Genomic DNA, 17,857 nt, shown 5'->3' with positions numbered 1-17,857 from the left:
TATTTTTTAAAAAAACAGGGGTGATGGTATGAAAGATACATCCCGCTATGGCAGAGATTATCAATACTATAAGGATTATGAGAGATTGTATGGAAGTTACGACATTACAAAGCTTATTACATTAAAAAAATTAGTTGAAGCAAGTGAATATGAAGAGTGGAAAGATTACAAAGAGTTCAAGGAATGGTGTAATTCTGAAGAAAGACATAATTGGAAAAATTCACCTAAATATATTGAATGGGAAAAGAAAAAATTATTGTAGTTTGTTATAGAAGTGTAAAAACCCTTTCTATTTATTTGTTTTTGAAAGGGGTTTTTTTTTTGAAATAATGTAGTATAATAAAGATAAGCCTGTTGAGGTGATGCTTTATGTCATTTTCTTCAGATACAAAAGACGAATTAGCAAGGATTTATCCTGAAGATGAAGAAAGTAAAATAGCAGAGTTAGCTGCTTTGATTAGGACGATAGGCAGCATTTCGATATATGGCAAGAGGAAAATTTCTTTAACCTTTACTACAGAAAATGCCTCTGTGGCGAGATTAGTTTTTAAGTTAATAAAAGATTTATTTAGGATAATTCCTGAGACAATGGTAAGAAGAGGTAAGTATCTTAAAAAAACCTTAACCTATCTTATCTTTGTGCCTGATACAAAAATTGCCGAAGAAATTTTAGGTAAAGTTAAAATATTGAATTATGAAAAAGACCATATAAAATTAAATTATGGAATAGACAAAAAGATTGTAAAAAACAGTAAAACAAAGAAGGCTTATTTGAGAGGAGCTTTTTTAGGAGGTGGTTCAATAAGCGATCCTGAAAAAGCTTATCATATGGAGTTTATTACTCATAATTTAGAACACGGGAAAGATTTAAGCAAATTGATAAATTCTTTTGACTTAAATTCAAAGGTTATTGCAAGAAAAAATAATTATGTAGTATACTTAAAAGAAGGAGAACAAATTGTTGATGTTTTAAATATAATAGGTGCCCACAGTGCTCTTTTGAACTTGGAAAATATACGAATATACAAAGAAATGAGAAACAATGTAAATAGAATTGTTAATTGTGAAACTGCAAATTTGACCAAAACTATTAATGCATCTTTAAGGCAAATAGAGAGTATAAATTATATCAAAGAAACAGTAGGACTTGATTATTTGCCACCTAATTTGAAAGAGATGGCGGAACTCAGGATTAGTTATCCTGATTTGAGCTTAAAGGAATTGGGACAAATGCTAGTTCCTCCTGTCGGCAAGTCAGGAGTGAATCATAGACTTAGGAGGATTGAAGAAATTTCAAAGAAATTGAAAGAGAGGAGAGTTAAATAATGAAAGAGGTTACGATTGAAATTAAAAATAAGACGGGGCTTCATGCAAGACCTGCAGCATTATTTGTACAAACTGCCAGCAAATTTTCCTCACAAATATGGGTAGAGAAAGATAACAAAAAAGTAAATGCCAAAAGTATAATGGGAATTATGTCTCTTGGAGTATCGCAAGGCAATGTTGTTAAATTAAGTGCCGAAGGTGACGACGAAGAGGCAGCTATAAAAGCGTTGGTAGACCTTATTGAATCAAAATTCGGTGAGGAGTAAACAAAAAAGGTTTCTTTTTCAGAAACCTTTTTTGTATAAAGGATGATAGTTATGAAAAAAAATGAAATTGTGTTGGAATATATAAAAAATTTACCTGAAGGTACTAAAATTTCAGTAAGAGGTCTTGCACAGGCTTTACATATAAGTGAAGGTACTGCTTACAAAGCTATAAAAGATGCAGAGAATTTAATGCTTGTAACTACGATTCCAAGAGTAGGAACTATAAGAAGAAAACAAAAAGATCCATTTTTTGATCGTCTTACTTATGAGGTTATTACAGATGTGGTAGAAGGTACAGTATTAGGTGGTCATGGGGGAATGAGGATGGAACTTCACAAATTCTTAATTGGAGCCATGACCATTGATGAAATGGTGAAGTACATATCACCGGGAGACCTTGTAATTTTGGGAAATAGAGAAGATGCACAGGAAGCGGCTTTGAAAGCAGGGGCAGCAGTGATGATTACAGGAGGTTTTGATACATTACCTCATATAAAAGAACTGGCGGATAAGCTTTCATTGCCGCTTATATCTACTTCTTATGATACTTTTACTGTAGCGACTCTTATAAACAAGGCGATCAATGAAAGTATGACACGGAAAAAAATTTTGTACGTCAGCGATGTAATGACATATAATCCAATCTATATGACGCCTCAACAAACAGTAAAAGATTGGAAAAGATTATATACAGAGACTAAACATACCAGATATCCCGTTGTTGATTCTAAAGGTATATTAGTTGGTATGGTAACTTCAAGAGATATTGCCACTGCATCGGATGATGATAGAATTGGGAGTATTATGACTCCTAACCCTGTATTTGTAACGGATACTACTACGCTTTCTTATGCAGCCCATCTAATGATATGGTGGAATGTAGAGATACTACCTGTGACTCGTGGCAAAGAATTGATAGGACTTATAAGCAGGGAAGATGTAATTAAGGCCCTACATTATACGACAAAACAGCCCCAGATTAGTGAAGCTATTCAAGATACAATTTTTAAAGATTTTGATATGGAAAAAATAGAAAATGGAGTAAAATTTAAAGGTAAGATCCCTTCGATGATGATTAACCAATTTGGTACAGTGAGTAGCAGTGCTTTGATGATGTTAATGTGTGAATCAGGTATTTTTGCTATAACGCAGAATAAAAGATATGATGCGGTTTTAGATAATTTCTCAGTTTATTTTATTAAACCCATGCGTACAGAAGAATTAATAGAAGTTTTCGCAAAAATAATAGAAGTTAGTAATAATTTTAGTAAGTTGGAAATTCAAATCATTCATGAAAAAGAAGAAATTGCAAAGGCATTGATGTCTGTTAGACTTTCAAAAAGAATAAAGATGGTTTAGGTGATTATATCATGTTTGTCCATTTGCACGTTCATTCTGAATACAGTTTACTTGATGGTTCTTGCAGAATTAAAGATTTAATTGCTAAAACTAAAGAGTTAAACATGAAAGCCATAGCTATTACAGACCATGGAGTGATGTATGGCGTAATAGATTTTTACAAAGAAGCAGTAGCCCAAGGAATAAAACCTATCATAGGCTGTGAAATTTATGTAGCCCCTCGAAGCATGCAGGATAAAGAATATGGGATTGATAATGAAAATTATCACTTGGTGCTACTGGCAAAGGACATGGTAGGATATAAAAATTTAATGAAGATAGTGACTGTGGCTTCAATTGAAGGTTTTTATTATAAACCACGAGTTGACAGAGAGTTTTTAAAAGAGCATAGTGAGGGGCTAATTGCTTTGACTGCTTGTCTTGCAGGAGAAGTTCCCTCTTATATTTTAAGAGGTGAGTATGAAAAAGCGAAAGAGGCAGCACTTTTTTACGACTCTGTTTTTGGACGAGGGAATTTTTATTTAGAACTGCAGGACCATGGAATTTTAGAACAGCAAAAGGTAAATAAAGAGCTTATAAAACTATCCAAAGAGACGGGAATACCTTTAGTTGCCACTAATGATGTACACTATCTTGAAAAAAAAGATGCAAAAGCTCATGAAGTGCTTTTGTGCATTCAAACAGGGAAGACAATTGATGATGAAGATCGTATGTCTTTTCCAACTGATGAATTTTATTTAAAATCTCCACAAGAGATGGAGAATCTTTTTTCTTGTTGTAAAGAGGCCATTGAAAATACTGAGAAGATTGCAGACATGTGTAATGTAGAATTTGAGTTTAATAAAACGAAATTGCCCAAATACGATTTGCCAGAAGGCGTTGATTCCTATGAATATTTGAGAAAGTTATGTTATGAAGGATTGTACAAAAGGTATAAAAATCCAAGCAAAGAAGTGATTGAAAGATTAGATTACGAACTTTCTGTAATAAAGCAAATGGGATATGTAGATTATTTCCTCATAGTCTGGGACTTTATAAAGTTTGCAAAAGACAATGGGATTATGACGGGACCAGGAAGAGGTTCTGCGGCAGGAAGTTTAGTGGCTTATACGTTGGGAATAACCAACATAGACCCTATAAAATACAACCTTCTTTTTGAGAGATTTTTAAACCCTGAGAGGGTCAGCATGCCTGATATTGATTCAGATTTTTGCTATGAGAGAAGACAAGAAGTAATTGATTACGTTGTAGAAAAATATGGTAAGGACAATGTAGCTCAAATTATAACTTTTGGTACAATGGCGGCGAGAGCGGTTATAAGGGATGTAGGAAGGGCTTTAAATTATCCCTATGCAGAGGTAGATGTAATTGCAAAAATGATTCCTTTTGAATTGGGAATGACTATTGATAAAGCTTTATCTTTAAACCCTGAACTTAAAGCGCGATACGAAAATGAAGAAAAAGTAAAACAGCTTATTGATATTTCCAGGTCTTTAGAAGGTCTTCCTAGACATGCCTCTACTCATGCTGCAGGAGTGGTAATATCAAAAGAACCTCTTGTCAATTACGTGCCATTGCAAAAAAACGAAGATTCCATAGTGACTCAATTTCCAATGACCACCCTTGAGGAGTTAGGACTTTTGAAGATGGACTTTTTGGGACTGAGAACTTTGACAGTTATAAGGGATACAATTGAAATGGTAAAAAAGAACAAGGGTGTGACTATAGACTTTGATTCTATGGAGTACGATGACTCTAAAGTTTATGAACTTATATCAAAAGGGGAAACAGAAGGAGTTTTTCAATTAGAGTCTCCAGGAATGAAACAGTTTATGACAGAATTAAAGCCTAAAAACCTTGAGGACATAATAGCAGGAATTTCTCTCTATCGCCCCGGACCTATGGACCAAATTCCAAGATATCTTGCAAATAGAAATCATCCAGAGAGTATAGTCTATGATCATCCTCTTTTAAAGCCAATTTTAGACGTAACTTATGGTTGCATGGTATATCAAGAACAAGTTATGCAAATTGTGAGAGATGTCGCTGGTTACTCTTTGGGCAGGTCTGACTTGGTAAGACGAGCTATGGCTAAAAAGAAAATGGATGTAATGGAACAAGAAAGAAAGAATTTTATTTATGGGATAGTTGATGAAGAGGGAAATGTAATAGTTCCAGGGGCTTTAAGAAATGGATTAGATGAGGCAACTGCTAATAAGCTTTTTGACGAGATGTTAGATTTTGCAAACTATGCTTTTAATAAGTCTCATGCCGCGGCTTATGCTGTTATAGCTTATCAGACTGCATATTTGAAAAGGTATTATCCTGGAGAATTTATGGCTGCACTTTTAAACAGTTTTGTGGATAACTTAGATAAAATTGCTTTTTATGTTCAAGTATGCAAAAAAATGGGAATAAAAGTGTTACCACCTGATATAAACGAGAGTGATTCCTATTTTACAGTGGTAGAAGATAAAATAAGGTTTGGTCTTAGCGCAGTAAAAAATGTTGGCTTAAATATGACAATGGAAATTGTAAGCGAAAGAGAAAGAAATGGGAAATTTAAATCTGTAATTGACTTTTTTGAGAGGATGCAGGACAGTCAATTAAATAAAAAAGCAGTGGAAAGCTTAATTAAAGCAGGAGCTTTTAGTTCTTTTGGTGTACGGCGTTCTCAACTTTTGTCTGTATATGACAAATTAATGGAAAATATAAAGAGAAATAGAAATAATAATTTAAATGGGCAGATTTCTTTATTTGGCGAAGTAGAACAAAGTCATGGTGTGGAATTTGAATTTCCTGATTTAGAAGAATTTTCAAAAAGCAGATTGTTGTCTATGGAAAAAGAAACTTTAGGTCTTTATATAAGTGGGCATCCTTTAGAAGAATATGTGGATGATATTCCTAAAATTACTAATGCCACTACTTTGGATTTTAAAGTTAGCGAAGAGGAAATGTTTCAACCTAAATTGCAAGATAACCAAGAAGTGGTGATAGCGGGAGTCATAGCTACAAAAAAAATTAAATTTACAAAAAGTAATAATATGATGGCTTTTGTCACAATTGAGGACTTGTATGGAACTGTAGAAGTAATAGTATTTCCAACTGTATATGAAAAGTATTCCAGTATAATAAAAGAAGACAGCCCGGTTGTGATTAGGGGAAAGGTTAGTTTAAAGGAAGAAGAAGAGCCTAAAATTTTATGCGATGAAATTAAGCCGTTGTCTCAAGCGATAGTGAAAAAACTTTATCTTAATTTGCAGGATTCTACAAAGATTGAGATTGTTAAACAAATATTACGCAAAAATCCTGGTAATATGCCGGTAGTTCTAAAGCTTAATAGTAAAAAATTATTGGTTGCTAATAGAGACTTGTGGGTAGATGGAAGTAAGGAATTAATTAAACAATTGTATGCTGTTTTAGGAGAGGAAAATGTCAAAGTAATTTGAAATAGGCATTTGCAAATTTTTGAGTTGATAACTGCAAAAAAATAGATTAAAATATAATTTAGAAATACTAAGGAGGCCGTTTTATGTGGACGGTAATATACATGGCACAAAATATGGAGACAGCAGAAAAAGTCAAAGACGTTTTAACAAAAGAAGGTTTTTTGGTAAAATTGCGTCCACTTAATAAAAAAATAGATAAAAAAGGTTCTTATTGTGAAGTGTTAGTTCCAAAGGCAGAAGCTCAAGATGCACAAAGTATTATTATTGAATATGGCTTATAATTTTTTGCCCGAAAGGGCTACTTTAACGAAAATGGGACAACTAAAGTCCATGTGGGATAAAATGAGGAGGTAAACTATGAAGACGATTGGTATACTTACAAGTGGTGGAGATGCACCAGGGATGAACGCAGCTATAAGGGCTGTGGTAAGGGCAGGAATTTATTATGGGCTTAAAGTAAAAGGCATTATGAGGGGATATGCAGGGCTAGTAGAGGATGAAGTTATTGATTTAAATCTTTCTTCAGTAGGAGATATATTGCAAAAAGGTGGTACTATTTTGAGAACTGCTAGATGTGAAGAATTTAAGAAAAAAGAGGTGCGCAAAAAAGCCTACGAAACCCTTCAAAAACATGGGATAGAGGGTCTCGTTGTAATTGGAGGAGATGGATCTTTTAGAGGAGCACAGCTTTTAAGTGAAGAATGGAATGTAAATACAATTGGGATTCCAGGTACAATTGATAATGACATACCTTGTACAGATTATACAATAGGGTTTGACACCGCTTGCAATACTGTCATTGATGCAATAAATAAAATAAGGGATACTGCTACTTCCCATGAAAGAGCAAATATAATAGAAGTGATGGGAAGAAATGCGGGTTATATTGCTTTGTATGCTGGCCTAGCTGGTGGAGCAGAGATGATTATACTTCCTGAAGTGGAATGGAGCATCGATGAACTTTGTGATAAGATAACTTACGGGATAAAGAGAGGGAAGCTTCACCATATAATTGTCCTTGCAGAGGGAGTTATGAGCGCTCCAGAACTAGCGAAAATGATTAAAGAAAGGCTACCAAAATTAGACTTAAGGTATACTATTTTGGGGCACATTCAAAGAGGTGGAGCCCCTACAGTGATGGATAGGGTATTGGCAAGCCAAATGGGAGCAAGAGCAGTGGAATTGCTTTTAGAAAATAAAACTAAGAGAATAATAAGTATACGAAACAATCAAATTGTAGACGATGATATAGATGAAGCCCTTTCCATGAAAAAGGAGTTTAACAGAAAACTTTATGAGCTCAGCAAGATATTGTCTATATAAATAAATTTTAGGGAGTGAAGGTATGCGCAGAACAAAAATAGTGTGTACAATAGGACCTGCCAGCGAAGACTATAATATACTAAAAAAATTAATTGAGAAGGGTATGAACGTTGCTCGATTGAATTTTTCTCATGGAGATTTTGAAGAGCATGGGGCAAGAATTGACAATATTAAAAAGATAAGAGAAGAATTAGGATTACCTGTTGCTATTTTGTTAGATACTAAAGGTCCAGAAATAAGGACAGGAAAGTTTAAAAATGGCGGAGTGGAATTAAAAGAAGGACAAACTTTTGTCATTACGACAAGAGATGTATTAGGAGACGAAACTATATGTAGTGTATCCTATAAGGGCTTGCCTCAAGATGTGGAAAGAGGTAGCCGCATACTAATTGATGATGGGTTAATTTCTCTAAAGGTTACTGATGTTAAAGGAGAAGATATAGTTTGCATTGTAGAAAATTCTGGTCCTGTAAAAGACCATAAAGGAGTAAATGTTCCAGGAGTAAAACTTAATCTTCCTGCTTTGACTCAAAAAGATGTAGATGATATAGAATTTGGAATTCAAAAGGGCATTGATATGATTGCTGCTTCTTTTGTTAGAAAGGCAGCTGATGTTTTGGCAATAAGAAAACTTTTGGAAGAAAATAAGGCAGAGCATATTTTAATTATTGCCAAAATAGAAAATCGCGAAGGAGTAGAAAATATAGACGAAATTATAAAGGTTTCAGATGGAATAATGGTAGCAAGAGGAGATTTAGGTGTTGAAATTCCTCTTGAAGAAATACCAATCGTTCAGAAGATGATTATACAAAAATGCAATAAAGCAGGAAAACCTGTAATCACTGCAACTCAAATGTTAGACTCCATGATGAGAAATCCAAGACCTACAAGGGCTGAAGTTACAGATGTAGCAAATGCTATTCTAGATGGTACAGATGCTATAATGCTATCAGGGGAGACAGCTCAGGGTAAATATCCTGTAGAAGCTTTTGAAACAATGGCAAAGATTGCAGAAAAGACAGAGGCTTATGTAGGATATAGAGATATCATTGATAGAAATATTGATACAAATGTTTCTATTACAAATGCTATAAGCCATGCAACTTGTACTACTGCAAGAGATATAGGAGCAGCTGCTATAATAACTTGTACTAAATCTGGTTATACGGCGAGAATGGTATCAAGGTACAGGCCTCAAGCTCCGATTATTGCTACTACTCCAAGCGAAAGTGTTGCAAGGAAACTCTCTATAGTCTGGGGAGCATATCCTTTAGTTACAGAAGAGGTTTCTACTACAGATGAAATGATAGATGTTGCAATACAAAGTGCTTTAAATGCGGGACTTATAAGAAATGGCGATATCGTAGTAATTTCTGCAGGAATCCCTGTAGCTATGACAGGCACCACCAACATGTTGAAGGTACATATAGTAGGGGATGTTTTATTAAGAGGAATAGGTATAGGTTCTAAAGCTACTACAGGTGTTGTATGTGTCATTAATGATATCAGCAAAGATAAAGATAAATTTAGAGAAGGCGATATAATAGTAACTGCAAAGACAGAAAGAGATTTTATGCCTCTTATAGAGAAAGCTTCTGCTATAATCACAGAAGAAGGAGGGCTTACTTCTCACGCTGCTATTGTGGGATTAAACTTAGGAATCCCTGTAATTGTTGGGTGTGAAGGAGCAACTTCTAAACTCAAAGATGGCATGACTGTAACGGTTGACACAGTTAGAGGATTTGTGTATAAAGGAATTGTAAATATTAAATAAGACAAGATTCCCTCTTGTCTTTCCTTTCTTTTTAAGGGGTGATTAAGTCATGCATGTATGGGATGCAGAGATAAGGGTCCGATATGGAGAAACAGACAAAATGGGTATAGTTTACTATTCTAATTATTTTAATTGGTTTGAAATTGGGAGAACGGAGTTTTTTCGCTCTTTGGGAATGTCCTACAGAAGCTTAGAAGAAAAAAATGTAATGCTACCTGTAATTGACGCTCAGTGTAAATATTTTTCTTCTGCTTTATACGATGACCTCATAATAATAAGAACACGATTAGAATTTGTAAAAGGAACTCGTCTTAAATTTTTATATGATATAATACGAAAAGAGGATAACAAACTTTTAGCACAAGGTTATACAGAGCATCCCTTTACAAATCTTGAAAAAAAGCCTATCAATTTAAAAAAAGTCATGTCAGAGGTTTATGAAATGCTCGCAAAATGCTGTGATTAAAATTTATAAAAAATGGTATAAAATACTATGAAAATGAGCTATAATAAATAATAGGGTAACCGATTTTTTCTCAATACACTTTCTAAGTGTATTTCAGTTTGTTGACAAAGTAAAAAAATATTCAAAAGGAGATATTTTGTATCGTCGCTCCGATGTTCCAAAGCGACAAAACTAAAACTCGACCTTCAGGTTCCGGCAGGGTACCGGGCACAATCGGCATCCATGCCTTAAGGTGCCCGCCTCCGCCATCCGTGGCTACGGCCCTGCCTCCACCCTCGGTCTTGTTAAGTTTTGTTGCCGCTTTGTCACAAGTCACTCCTTATACAAAATATCTCCTTTACGAAAGCTTGTCTACAGTCTGCAATACACTTTCTAAGTGTATTTTTTCTTTTTTATTCATAACAAACGTTTGCACAAAATTATGATTTGAGATAAAATAGAGGTATAAGACGGAGGTGTTATTAGATGAATAGAAAAATTTTAGCGATATTATTTTTAATAATTTTTTCAATAACTATTTTTTCAGGGTGTTCTTCTGATGTTTCTTATGTAAAAATTCAGCACTTAACTGCTAATGAAGCATCACAGGCACCTGGCAAAAAGGATACTTGGGCATCTGCTCAAAAACAAGGCATTGGAACTGCAAATAATGATGTTTCAAAGGTATGGTTTACTTTGACTCATGGTGCAATATCAGAAGTTTACTATCCCACGATTGATATGGCTAATAGCAAATTTTTGAAATTTTTAGTAACTGGCGGAAAAAGTTTTGTCTCTGATGAGACAAAGGATACAGTGAGCAAAGTGGAGAAACTCAACAATAGGTCTTTAGCATTTAAGCTAATAAATACCGATAAACAGGGAAGATATAGGATTACAAAAGAGATATTTACTGATCCTAAAAGGAATTCCCTCATTATGAAAACAAAATTTGAAGTACTAAAAGGAGAGACTGAAGATTATAAACTTTATCTTATGTATGACCCTCATATTGCTAATGAAGGTAAATACAATGAGGGTTATGCTATAAAAGCAAATGACAAACAGGTTTTTATAGCTGCTAGAGAAAAAATATATTCAGCTTTGACAACTGATGTAAAATGGAAAGGGTATTCTATAGGATATAATCAGGTGAATGACCCTATATCAGATTTAGAAAAAAACAAAACTATGACACAACATTTTGATAAGGCAAGAGGGAATATTATTGAAGGAATAGAGATAGATTTAAGCGATAAGACAGAGTTTAAAACAGTGCTTTCTTTTGGAGAAAGTGAAGAGGAGGCAGCAAAAACTGCTTTGAGTACATTAAAGGACAATTATGATAAAATGATTGGCATATACATTGCTGAGTGGAATAAATACTGTGATGGACTTAAGGATTTTAAAGGGAAAGCTAATGAGTTATACTACACGAGTATGATGATTTTAAAAGCCAGTGAAGATAAGACTAATAAAGGTGCCTATATTGCTTCTCTTTCAATTCCATGGGGTGAAGGTCAAGGAGATGAAAATAAAGGGGGATATCACTTAGTTTGGGCAAGAGACTTGTATCACATCGCTAATGCCTTTATTGCAGCTGGAGACAAAGATTCTGCTAATAGAGCCTTAGACTTTTTAACTATGGTAGTAGAGAAAAATGGGTTTATTCCACAAAATACCTGGATAAATGGGGAGCCTTATTGGAATGGTATCCAAATGGATGAGCAAGCAGACCCTATAATACTGGCATATCAGCTAAAGCGGTATGATTTGTATGAAAAATTGGTAAAACCTCTTGCGGACTTTATTACAAAAATTGGCCCCAAAACAGGGCAAGAAAGATGGGAAGAAGCAGGGGGATATTCACCTGCGACAATGGCAGCTGAAGTTGCGGGACTTGTATGTGCTGCGGACATAGCAAAACAAAATAAAGATATGGAAAGTGCACAAAAATATTTGGATAAGGCTGATAAATGGCAAAAGTTAATTGATGAGCTGACTTATACAACAAAAGGACCGTATGGAAATGGACAGTATTACATAAGAATAGCAGGACTACCGGATCCAAATGCAGACTTTTTAATAAGCATCGCTAACGGTGGTGGAGTCTATGACCAAAAGGAAATTATAGACCCAAGTTTTCTTGAATTGGTGCGGTTGGGAGTAAAACCTGCCAATGACCCTAAGATATTAAGCACTATTTATGTAGTAGACAACCTCATAAAAGTTAATACTCCAAAAGGTCCTTGTTGGTATAGGTATAATCATGATGGCTATGGAGAGCCCTCTAAAACAGAACTATATCATGGCACAGGTAAAGGAAGATTATGGCCTCTTCTTACTGGTGAAAGAGGTATGTATGAAATAGCGGCAGGTAAAAGTGCTGATGAATACCTTAAGGCAATGGAGAATTTTGCAAATCAAGGTTATGTGTTGTCTGAGCAAGTTTGGGAAGATACAGGACTTCCTACAGATTCTGCATCGCCTCTTAACTGGGCACATGCAGAGTATGTAGTATTGTTCGTTTCAAATATAGAGCATAAAGTTGTAGATATGCCTCAATCAGTTTATGATAGATATGTGTTAGGAAAGAAATAATGGGGATGTGTTATCCCCTCAGTTTGTTGACAAAGTAAAAAAATATTCAAAAGGAGATATTTTGTATCGTCGCTCCGATGTTCCAAAGCTACAAAACTAAAACTCGACCTTCAGGTTCCGGCAGGGTACCGGGCACAATCGACGTCCTGTCTCAGGTGCCCGCCTTCGCCATCCATGGCTTCGGCCCTGCCTCCACCTTCGGTCTTGCTAAGTTTTGTTGCCGCTTTGTCACAAGTCACTCCTTATACAAAATATCTCCTTTACGAAAGTTTGCTTACAGTCTGTGGGGGTGTGTTATCCCCTATATTTTTTGCTATATAAAAGGTATAATAATTGTGAAGGAGGCGTTTTTGAATTGCACGACATAAAAGTAGGGGAAAAATACGAGGTATATATTGACAATATGGCCCATGAAGGCCAAGGAGTTGGAAAAATTGAAGGAGTGGCTGTCTTTGTAGAAGGAGCATTGACAGGAGAGAGGGTCGTTGCACAAATAGATAAAATTTCCAAAAATTACGTTATAGGTCATGTAGTAGAAATATTAGAAAAGTCCCGTGATAGAGTAGAACCTTTATGTCCTTATGCAGATAAGTGCGGTGGCTGTTCTTTACAGCATTTAAGCTACGAAGGGCAGTTAAAATATAAAACACAAAAAGTCAAAGACAATTTAGAGAGAATAGGCAAAGTGTATACAAAAGTCCAAGATACCATAGGGATGGAAAAGCCTCAGCGGTATAGAAATAAAGCACAATTTCCAGTTGGAATGGTTGAAGGGGAAGCTGTTACAGGTTTTTACGCTCCTCGTTCTCATGACATTGTGCCTGTGGAAAGTTGTATGATACAGCATGAGATTAGTGATGAGATTGCTAGGGTCGTGAGGAATTGGATTAGGAAATATAACATATCTGTATATGAGGAAAAAACGGGAAAAGGCCTGATAAGACATATTGTCACAAGAGTTGCTTTTAAAACTGGGGAAGTTATGGCTGTTATTGTGATTAATGGAAAGGACATACCATATAAAAAACAACTGATTGATGCTTTAAAAGAAGAAATAAGGGGTCTTAAAAGTATAGTAATAAATATTAATACCAAAAAAACTAATGTGATTATGGGAGAGGAAAGTATAACTATTTACGGAAGCGATAATATTATTGACTATATAAAAGACACAAAATTTGAAATATCTCCTTTGTCATTTTTTCAGGTAAATCCTGTTCAAACAGAAATTTTATACGGAAAAGCCCTTGAATATGCTGATTTAAAAGGTGAAGAGACTGTAATAGATATATATTGTGGTATAGGGACTATATCTTTGTTTGCAGCAGAAAAGGCAGCCTTTGTCTATGGCATTGAGGCTGTTCACCAGGCAGTAGAAGATGCAAAGAGAAATGCTTACATAAATGGCATTAAAAATGTGGAATTTATTTCAGGAGATGCGGAAAAAGTAATGCCTGAGTTGGCCGATAAAGGAGTCAAAGCAGATGTAGTTATAATGGATCCTCCAAGAAAGGGCTGTGATACATCTGTTTTAGAAGCAGTTATAAAAATGAATCCGAAAAAAATTGTATACGTTTCTTGCAATCCTTCCACATTAGCACGGGATTTAAGATACCTTGAGGACAATGGATACAAAACGATGGAAGTTCAGCCTGTTGATATGTTTCCTTATACGCACCATGTGGAAAGTGTGGCGTTGGTGTTGCCTTCAACTTTTTAAAGACATATCAAATTAATGGGGGTATTAACCCCTCACATTAATTTGATAAAAATTATCACACAATTTATCCATGCCTTAAGGTGCCCGCCTCCGCCATCCGTGGCTTCGGCCCTGCCTCCACCCTTGGTCTTGCTAAGTTTTGTTGCCGCTTTGTAACAAGTCGCACCGATTGCAAAATATCTCCTTTACGAAAGTTTGTCTACAGTCTGAATTTTTATTTTTTTGTTGAACATGTATTAATGCCAAATAAAGCATATAATGGGCAGAAACCAAAAGCAGCTGTTAATATTGGTACAAGTCCTATTAATCCAAAAAATCTTAGGTTACTATGAACTAAAAACAACAGACTCAACAAAGCTATTCCTATTATATATCTGATTATTTTATCAATTTTTCCAATATTTTTCATTTTTATAACCTCCTCTATTTATTTTTCCTATCTTGATATCTATTATACAAGACTATACAATTTAATTCAGTGACAAAGTCACATTAGAGTTATTTCCTTTCCTTCAGGAGAAAGTTTATACACTCTTACTACTCCATTTATAACAAAAACTATGTCAGTACAGTAATCTCCTTCTTCTAAAAGTTTTTCTCCATTTTTCAACTTGATAATTTTGATGATTCTCATAAAATTGTCTAACTTATTTTTATCCTTTAGGTTTTTAATAAAAGGGAATTTATTTTTGATTTCATGGATTAAGCCATCGTCAATCATTTTCTTACCTCCCAGTTAATTTTATAATGCTTAAATGGTGATAAAAAGGTGCAGTAAAGCGTATTAAAAATCTTTTACTGCACTTTTTAATTTATTTATTTCTTTTCTAAAGTATAAATACATTGTAGTTCCTTCAAAAGCCCATTGGATAGCTGTTACAAACCATACATATACAACTCCTAATTTTAAGATGTAAATGACTACGTACATAAGAGGAAGTCTTATAAACCAGCTGGATATTGTGGAGATAATAAATGGAGTCTTTGTATTTCCACTTCCTTTAAGGCCTCCTCCATAAACCATACCAACTGCCATAAAAGGCTGTTCAATGGAGGCTACCATAAGGCAAAGGATGCCGACAGCTATTACGTCAGCATCTTTTATAAAAGCTCTTATAAAGAGATGGGGTATTGTCAGAAATAGTATAGACATTGTACCCATAATTGCTACAGCAAATAATGCCGAAATATTTGTATACCTTTTTGCACTGTCATATTTTTTAGCTCCTACCATTTGACCTGCCATTGTGGTTGCAGCGACTGCAAAACCCCATCCTGGCATAAAGGATATAGATTCAATCGTAGTTGCAATTTGATTTGCTGCAAAAGCTACTGTCCCAAGGTGCATTATCATGAATATTGAAATAAGTCGACTTATGTCAAAGGCAGCTTCTTGAAGAGAAGCAGGGAAGGCAAGTTTCAGTATATCTACAATTATTTGCCTGTCAAAGTTCACTATATCACGAAGCTCGATATTTAATATTTTTTGGTTGAAGTAATATAACATTATAAATATAAAGCCAGTAATTTGTGCTATAGTAGTAGCAATTGCAGACCCTTTTGCACCTAAAGGAGGAAAACCAAATCTTCCAAATATCAAAATCCAGTCCAGTAAAATATTAATAAATATGACTATACTTGCTCCTATCATAGGCGTTTTTGTATTTCCTTGAGCTCTTAAAATTGCGTTTAATACATTCATAAGCATATTAAAGAAAATACCTATTGATGCAATTTTTATAAATATCCTTCCTAAGACAAGCACATTACCAGTAGCGCCAGCTATTATTAAAAAATTTTCTGCAAAGGTAAAAAGTATTAAAGAAATGAAAATAGCAAAAATAAATCCTAAAAAAATTCCTTGAGATGCGTATTTTTCGGCAGCTTCAAAATCTTTCGCTCCTATACTGCGGGCGACATAAGAAGTTACTCCTATGGAGATTCCCATTGCAATAAAAATGTTAGAGAAGGTATATATAATTTCTGATGCAAGGCCTACAGCGCTGACACTGTCTTTACCGCCAAATTGTCCCACCATCATCGTATCTACTACCCACACTACCATGTATAGTAGCATTTCTCCAACTGCAGGTAGTGCTAAATTAAGTATTTCTTTTATTTCTTTTTTAGTTGCCATATAACACCTCCTGTTTGTTGAGGAATTGGCGGAGTTTATACATCCATTATTTTACGTTAGTTCCTTTTTTAAATTCATATATTGCATTCTTCAAAAATTTCACTTTTTAATTGCTAATAGTATTATAGCACAAAAGGGAAAATTTACAGTAACTAAGACTTATACTTAAGGAGAAGGGAAGAGGGACCTGTCTGAAAAATAAGAAAATGAAAAAATATTGTAACAAGGACTTGTTTAACAATATGATATAATATATATATGATTTACGATAGGAAGTAGTAAATGCCAAGGAAAGCACTAAAATAGAGCAAAACGGGAATTTACCACATGATGCTAAGAGGAATTAATCACGAAACCATATTTCAAAGTGATGGTGATTATATTAAGGAATAATGTTGAAATAATATGGTGGAGGTGGGTTAATTGACAACAATTTATTTTATTCGTCATGCAGAATCAGACTATACAGAGCACAATGATGAGTTAAGACCTCTTACAAATAAAGGCTTAATCGATAGACAACTTGTCACAGCTTATTTGATGGATAAAGATATTAAAATTATTTTATCAAGTCCATATAAACGAGCAGTTGATACTTTGGTAGATTTTGCTAATAAAGTTAACCTACCAGTAATTACTGTTCTGGATTTTAGAGAACGCAAGGTTGATAGTGAATGGATTGATGATTTTGATTCTTTTGCGAGACAGCAATGGCAAGATTTTAATTTTAAATTATCAGATGGTGAAAGTTTATCAGAGGTACAGCAACGAGGCATTGCAGCACTGAAAAAAGTTTTAGAGAATTATAAAAACCAAAATATTGCAATAGGGACTCATGGTACTATATTGAGTACTATTATCAATTTTTATGATAAATCATTTGGATATAATGAATTTAATGAAATCAAACATGTTATGCCGTGGATTGTAAAGTTTAAGTTTAATGGCGACAAATGTATAGAGATCGAAAAAATTAATATTTTTTAAATATAAATATAAATAAACATACTGTGGTTTACTTTATGTATCAGAAATTAATATGGGAGGCTAAAACAGTTAAAATTGGTAGTAAAAAATGATATAATTTTAATTAGATGATGATGAATGTTATTAACTATAAAAAAGGTTAAATAGCTATATGATATAAGCAGAATTACGTTAATAAACTGGGAAAAGGAAGGATTAATAACCCCAGTTAGAACACCAAAAGGAAGAAGAAGGTACAAAAAAGAAGATATAGAGAAATTATTAGGCATGCTGGAAGAAGAACTAAAACCTAAAGTAGTTTTGTATGCAAGAGTGTCCACAAAGAAACAAGAAGAATATCTTAAGAATCAAATTAGAAGGCTTGAAGAATACGCTAATTTCCAGGGATGGCAGTATGAAGTCATATCTGAAATAGCAAGTGGAGTAAATGAAAACAGGAGAGGCTTATTAAAGCTTTTAAATAAAATCAA

The 17,857-nt window shown here is 34.3% G+C and carries 16 protein-coding genes; 13 read left to right on the top strand and 3 right to left on the bottom strand.

What is annotated here, in order from left to right:
* Positions 1–28 precede the first annotated feature (28 nt).
* From BUB32_RS10935 to rlmD, 11 genes are all read left to right on the top strand, one after another.
* Positions 29–262, top strand: coding sequence for a hypothetical protein (locus BUB32_RS10935; protein WP_003868318.1), 234 nt, complete (start codon positions 29–31; stop codon positions 260–262).
* 107 nt (positions 263–369) lie between these two features.
* Positions 370–1,326 carry a DNA-binding protein WhiA gene (gene whiA, locus BUB32_RS10930; RefSeq protein WP_072969407.1) on the top strand — a complete coding sequence of 319 codons (957 nt, stop codon included), beginning with the start codon at positions 370–372 and terminating at the stop codon, positions 1,324–1,326.
* Positions 1,326–1,592, top strand: coding sequence for an HPr family phosphocarrier protein (locus tag BUB32_RS10925; protein WP_003870522.1), 267 nt, complete (start codon positions 1,326–1,328; stop codon positions 1,590–1,592). Before whiA ends, BUB32_RS10925 begins: the two co-directional genes overlap by 1 nt.
* 51 nt (positions 1,593–1,643) lie before the next feature.
* Positions 1,644–2,951: a DRTGG domain-containing protein gene (locus BUB32_RS10920; RefSeq protein WP_072969406.1), complete on the top strand. Its 1,308-nt coding sequence runs from the start codon at positions 1,644–1,646 to the stop codon at positions 2,949–2,951.
* 11 nt (positions 2,952–2,962) lie between these two features.
* Positions 2,963–6,400 (top strand): DNA polymerase III subunit alpha, encoded by a 3,438-nt coding sequence (locus BUB32_RS10915; protein ID WP_072969405.1) that lies wholly within the window; start codon positions 2,963–2,965, stop codon positions 6,398–6,400.
* An 83-nt stretch (positions 6,401–6,483) separates the two neighbouring features.
* Entirely contained in the window at positions 6,484–6,681 is a 198-nt protein-coding gene (locus tag BUB32_RS10910) for a hypothetical protein (RefSeq protein WP_029688593.1), read from the top strand.
* Positions 6,682–6,757: 76 nt separating this feature from the next.
* Positions 6,758–7,723, top strand: a complete 966-nt coding sequence (pfkA, locus tag BUB32_RS10905) for a 6-phosphofructokinase (protein WP_042833457.1) — start codon at positions 6,758–6,760, stop codon at positions 7,721–7,723.
* A 22-nt stretch (positions 7,724–7,745) separates the two neighbouring features.
* Entirely contained in the window at positions 7,746–9,497 is a 1,752-nt protein-coding gene (gene pyk / locus BUB32_RS10900) for a pyruvate kinase (RefSeq protein ID WP_072969404.1), read from the top strand.
* 49 nt (positions 9,498–9,546) lie between these two features.
* Positions 9,547–9,963, top strand: coding sequence for an acyl-CoA thioesterase (locus BUB32_RS10895; RefSeq protein WP_072969403.1), 417 nt, complete (start codon positions 9,547–9,549; stop codon positions 9,961–9,963).
* A gap of 465 nt (positions 9,964–10,428) precedes the next feature.
* On the top strand, positions 10,429–12,543 hold the full coding sequence (locus tag BUB32_RS10890) for a glucan 1,4-alpha-glucosidase (protein ID WP_072969402.1): 2,115 nt from the start codon (positions 10,429–10,431) through the stop codon (positions 12,541–12,543).
* Between the two features lie 355 nt (positions 12,544–12,898).
* Positions 12,899–14,263: a 23S rRNA (uracil(1939)-C(5))-methyltransferase RlmD gene (gene rlmD / locus BUB32_RS10885; protein ID WP_072969401.1), complete on the top strand. Its 1,365-nt coding sequence runs from the start codon at positions 12,899–12,901 to the stop codon at positions 14,261–14,263.
* Between the two features lie 214 nt (positions 14,264–14,477).
* On the opposite strand, the gene BUB32_RS10880 is transcribed toward rlmD, so the two are convergent.
* The 3 genes from BUB32_RS10880 to BUB32_RS10870 all read right to left on the bottom strand — a co-directional run bounded on the left by BUB32_RS10880 (position 14,478) and on the right by BUB32_RS10870 (position 16,400).
* Positions 14,478–14,672 (bottom strand): YgaP family membrane protein, encoded by a 195-nt coding sequence (locus BUB32_RS10880; protein WP_072969400.1) that lies wholly within the window; start codon positions 14,670–14,672, stop codon positions 14,478–14,480.
* 78 nt (positions 14,673–14,750) lie between these two features.
* On the bottom strand, positions 14,751–14,984 hold the full coding sequence (locus tag BUB32_RS10875; protein WP_006569383.1) for a cyclic nucleotide-binding domain-containing protein: 234 nt from the start codon (positions 14,982–14,984) through the stop codon (positions 14,751–14,753).
* 63 nt (positions 14,985–15,047) lie between these two features.
* Positions 15,048–16,400, bottom strand: a complete 1,353-nt coding sequence (locus BUB32_RS10870) for an MATE family efflux transporter (RefSeq protein WP_072969399.1) — start codon at positions 16,398–16,400, stop codon at positions 15,048–15,050.
* 423 nt (positions 16,401–16,823) lie between these two features.
* Between BUB32_RS10870 and BUB32_RS10865 the strand changes: the two genes are divergently transcribed.
* Together BUB32_RS10865 and BUB32_RS10860 are read left to right on the top strand one after the other, a co-directional pair.
* Positions 16,824–17,387, top strand: coding sequence for a histidine phosphatase family protein (locus tag BUB32_RS10865; RefSeq protein ID WP_072969398.1), 564 nt, complete (start codon positions 16,824–16,826; stop codon positions 17,385–17,387).
* A 156-nt stretch (positions 17,388–17,543) separates the two neighbouring features.
* A partial coding sequence (locus BUB32_RS10860; RefSeq protein ID WP_234949280.1) for an IS607 family transposase occupies positions 17,544–17,857 on the top strand: 314 nt, incomplete at its 3' end.

The organism is Thermoanaerobacter uzonensis DSM 18761, from assembly GCF_900129115.1.
Classification (GTDB): domain Bacteria; phylum Bacillota; class Thermoanaerobacteria; order Thermoanaerobacterales; family Thermoanaerobacteraceae; genus Thermoanaerobacter; species Thermoanaerobacter uzonensis.
This window is presented reverse-complemented; position numbering and strand designations above follow the sequence as displayed.

What these genes read in the sequence shown, in the direction of transcription:
- BUB32_RS10935 (WP_003868318.1), top strand. Translation starts at nt 29, where the DNA reads ATGAAAGATACATCCCGCTATGGCAGAGATTATCAATACTATAAGGAT.
- whiA (WP_072969407.1), top strand. Translation starts at nt 370, where the DNA reads ATGTCATTTTCTTCAGATACAAAAGACGAATTAGCAAGGATTTATCCT.
- BUB32_RS10925 (WP_003870522.1), top strand. Translation starts at nt 1,326, where the DNA reads ATGAAAGAGGTTACGATTGAAATTAAAAATAAGACGGGGCTTCATGCA.
- BUB32_RS10920 (WP_072969406.1), top strand. Translation starts at nt 1,644, where the DNA reads ATGAAAAAAAATGAAATTGTGTTGGAATATATAAAAAATTTACCTGAA.
- BUB32_RS10915 (WP_072969405.1), top strand. Translation starts at nt 2,963, where the DNA reads ATGTTTGTCCATTTGCACGTTCATTCTGAATACAGTTTACTTGATGGT.
- BUB32_RS10910 (WP_029688593.1), top strand. Translation starts at nt 6,484, where the DNA reads ATGTGGACGGTAATATACATGGCACAAAATATGGAGACAGCAGAAAAA.
- pfkA (WP_042833457.1), top strand. Translation starts at nt 6,758, where the DNA reads ATGAAGACGATTGGTATACTTACAAGTGGTGGAGATGCACCAGGGATG.
- pyk (WP_072969404.1), top strand. Translation starts at nt 7,746, where the DNA reads ATGCGCAGAACAAAAATAGTGTGTACAATAGGACCTGCCAGCGAAGAC.
- BUB32_RS10895 (WP_072969403.1), top strand. Translation starts at nt 9,547, where the DNA reads ATGCATGTATGGGATGCAGAGATAAGGGTCCGATATGGAGAAACAGAC.
- BUB32_RS10890 (WP_072969402.1), top strand. Translation starts at nt 10,429, where the DNA reads ATGAATAGAAAAATTTTAGCGATATTATTTTTAATAATTTTTTCAATA.
- BUB32_RS10880 (WP_072969400.1), bottom strand. Translation starts at nt 14,672, where the DNA reads ATGAAAAATATTGGAAAAATTGATAAAATAATCAGATATATAATAGGA.
- BUB32_RS10875 (WP_006569383.1), bottom strand. Translation starts at nt 14,984, where the DNA reads ATGATTGACGATGGCTTAATCCATGAAATCAAAAATAAATTCCCTTTT.
- BUB32_RS10870 (WP_072969399.1), bottom strand. Translation starts at nt 16,400, where the DNA reads ATGGCAACTAAAAAAGAAATAAAAGAAATACTTAATTTAGCACTACCT.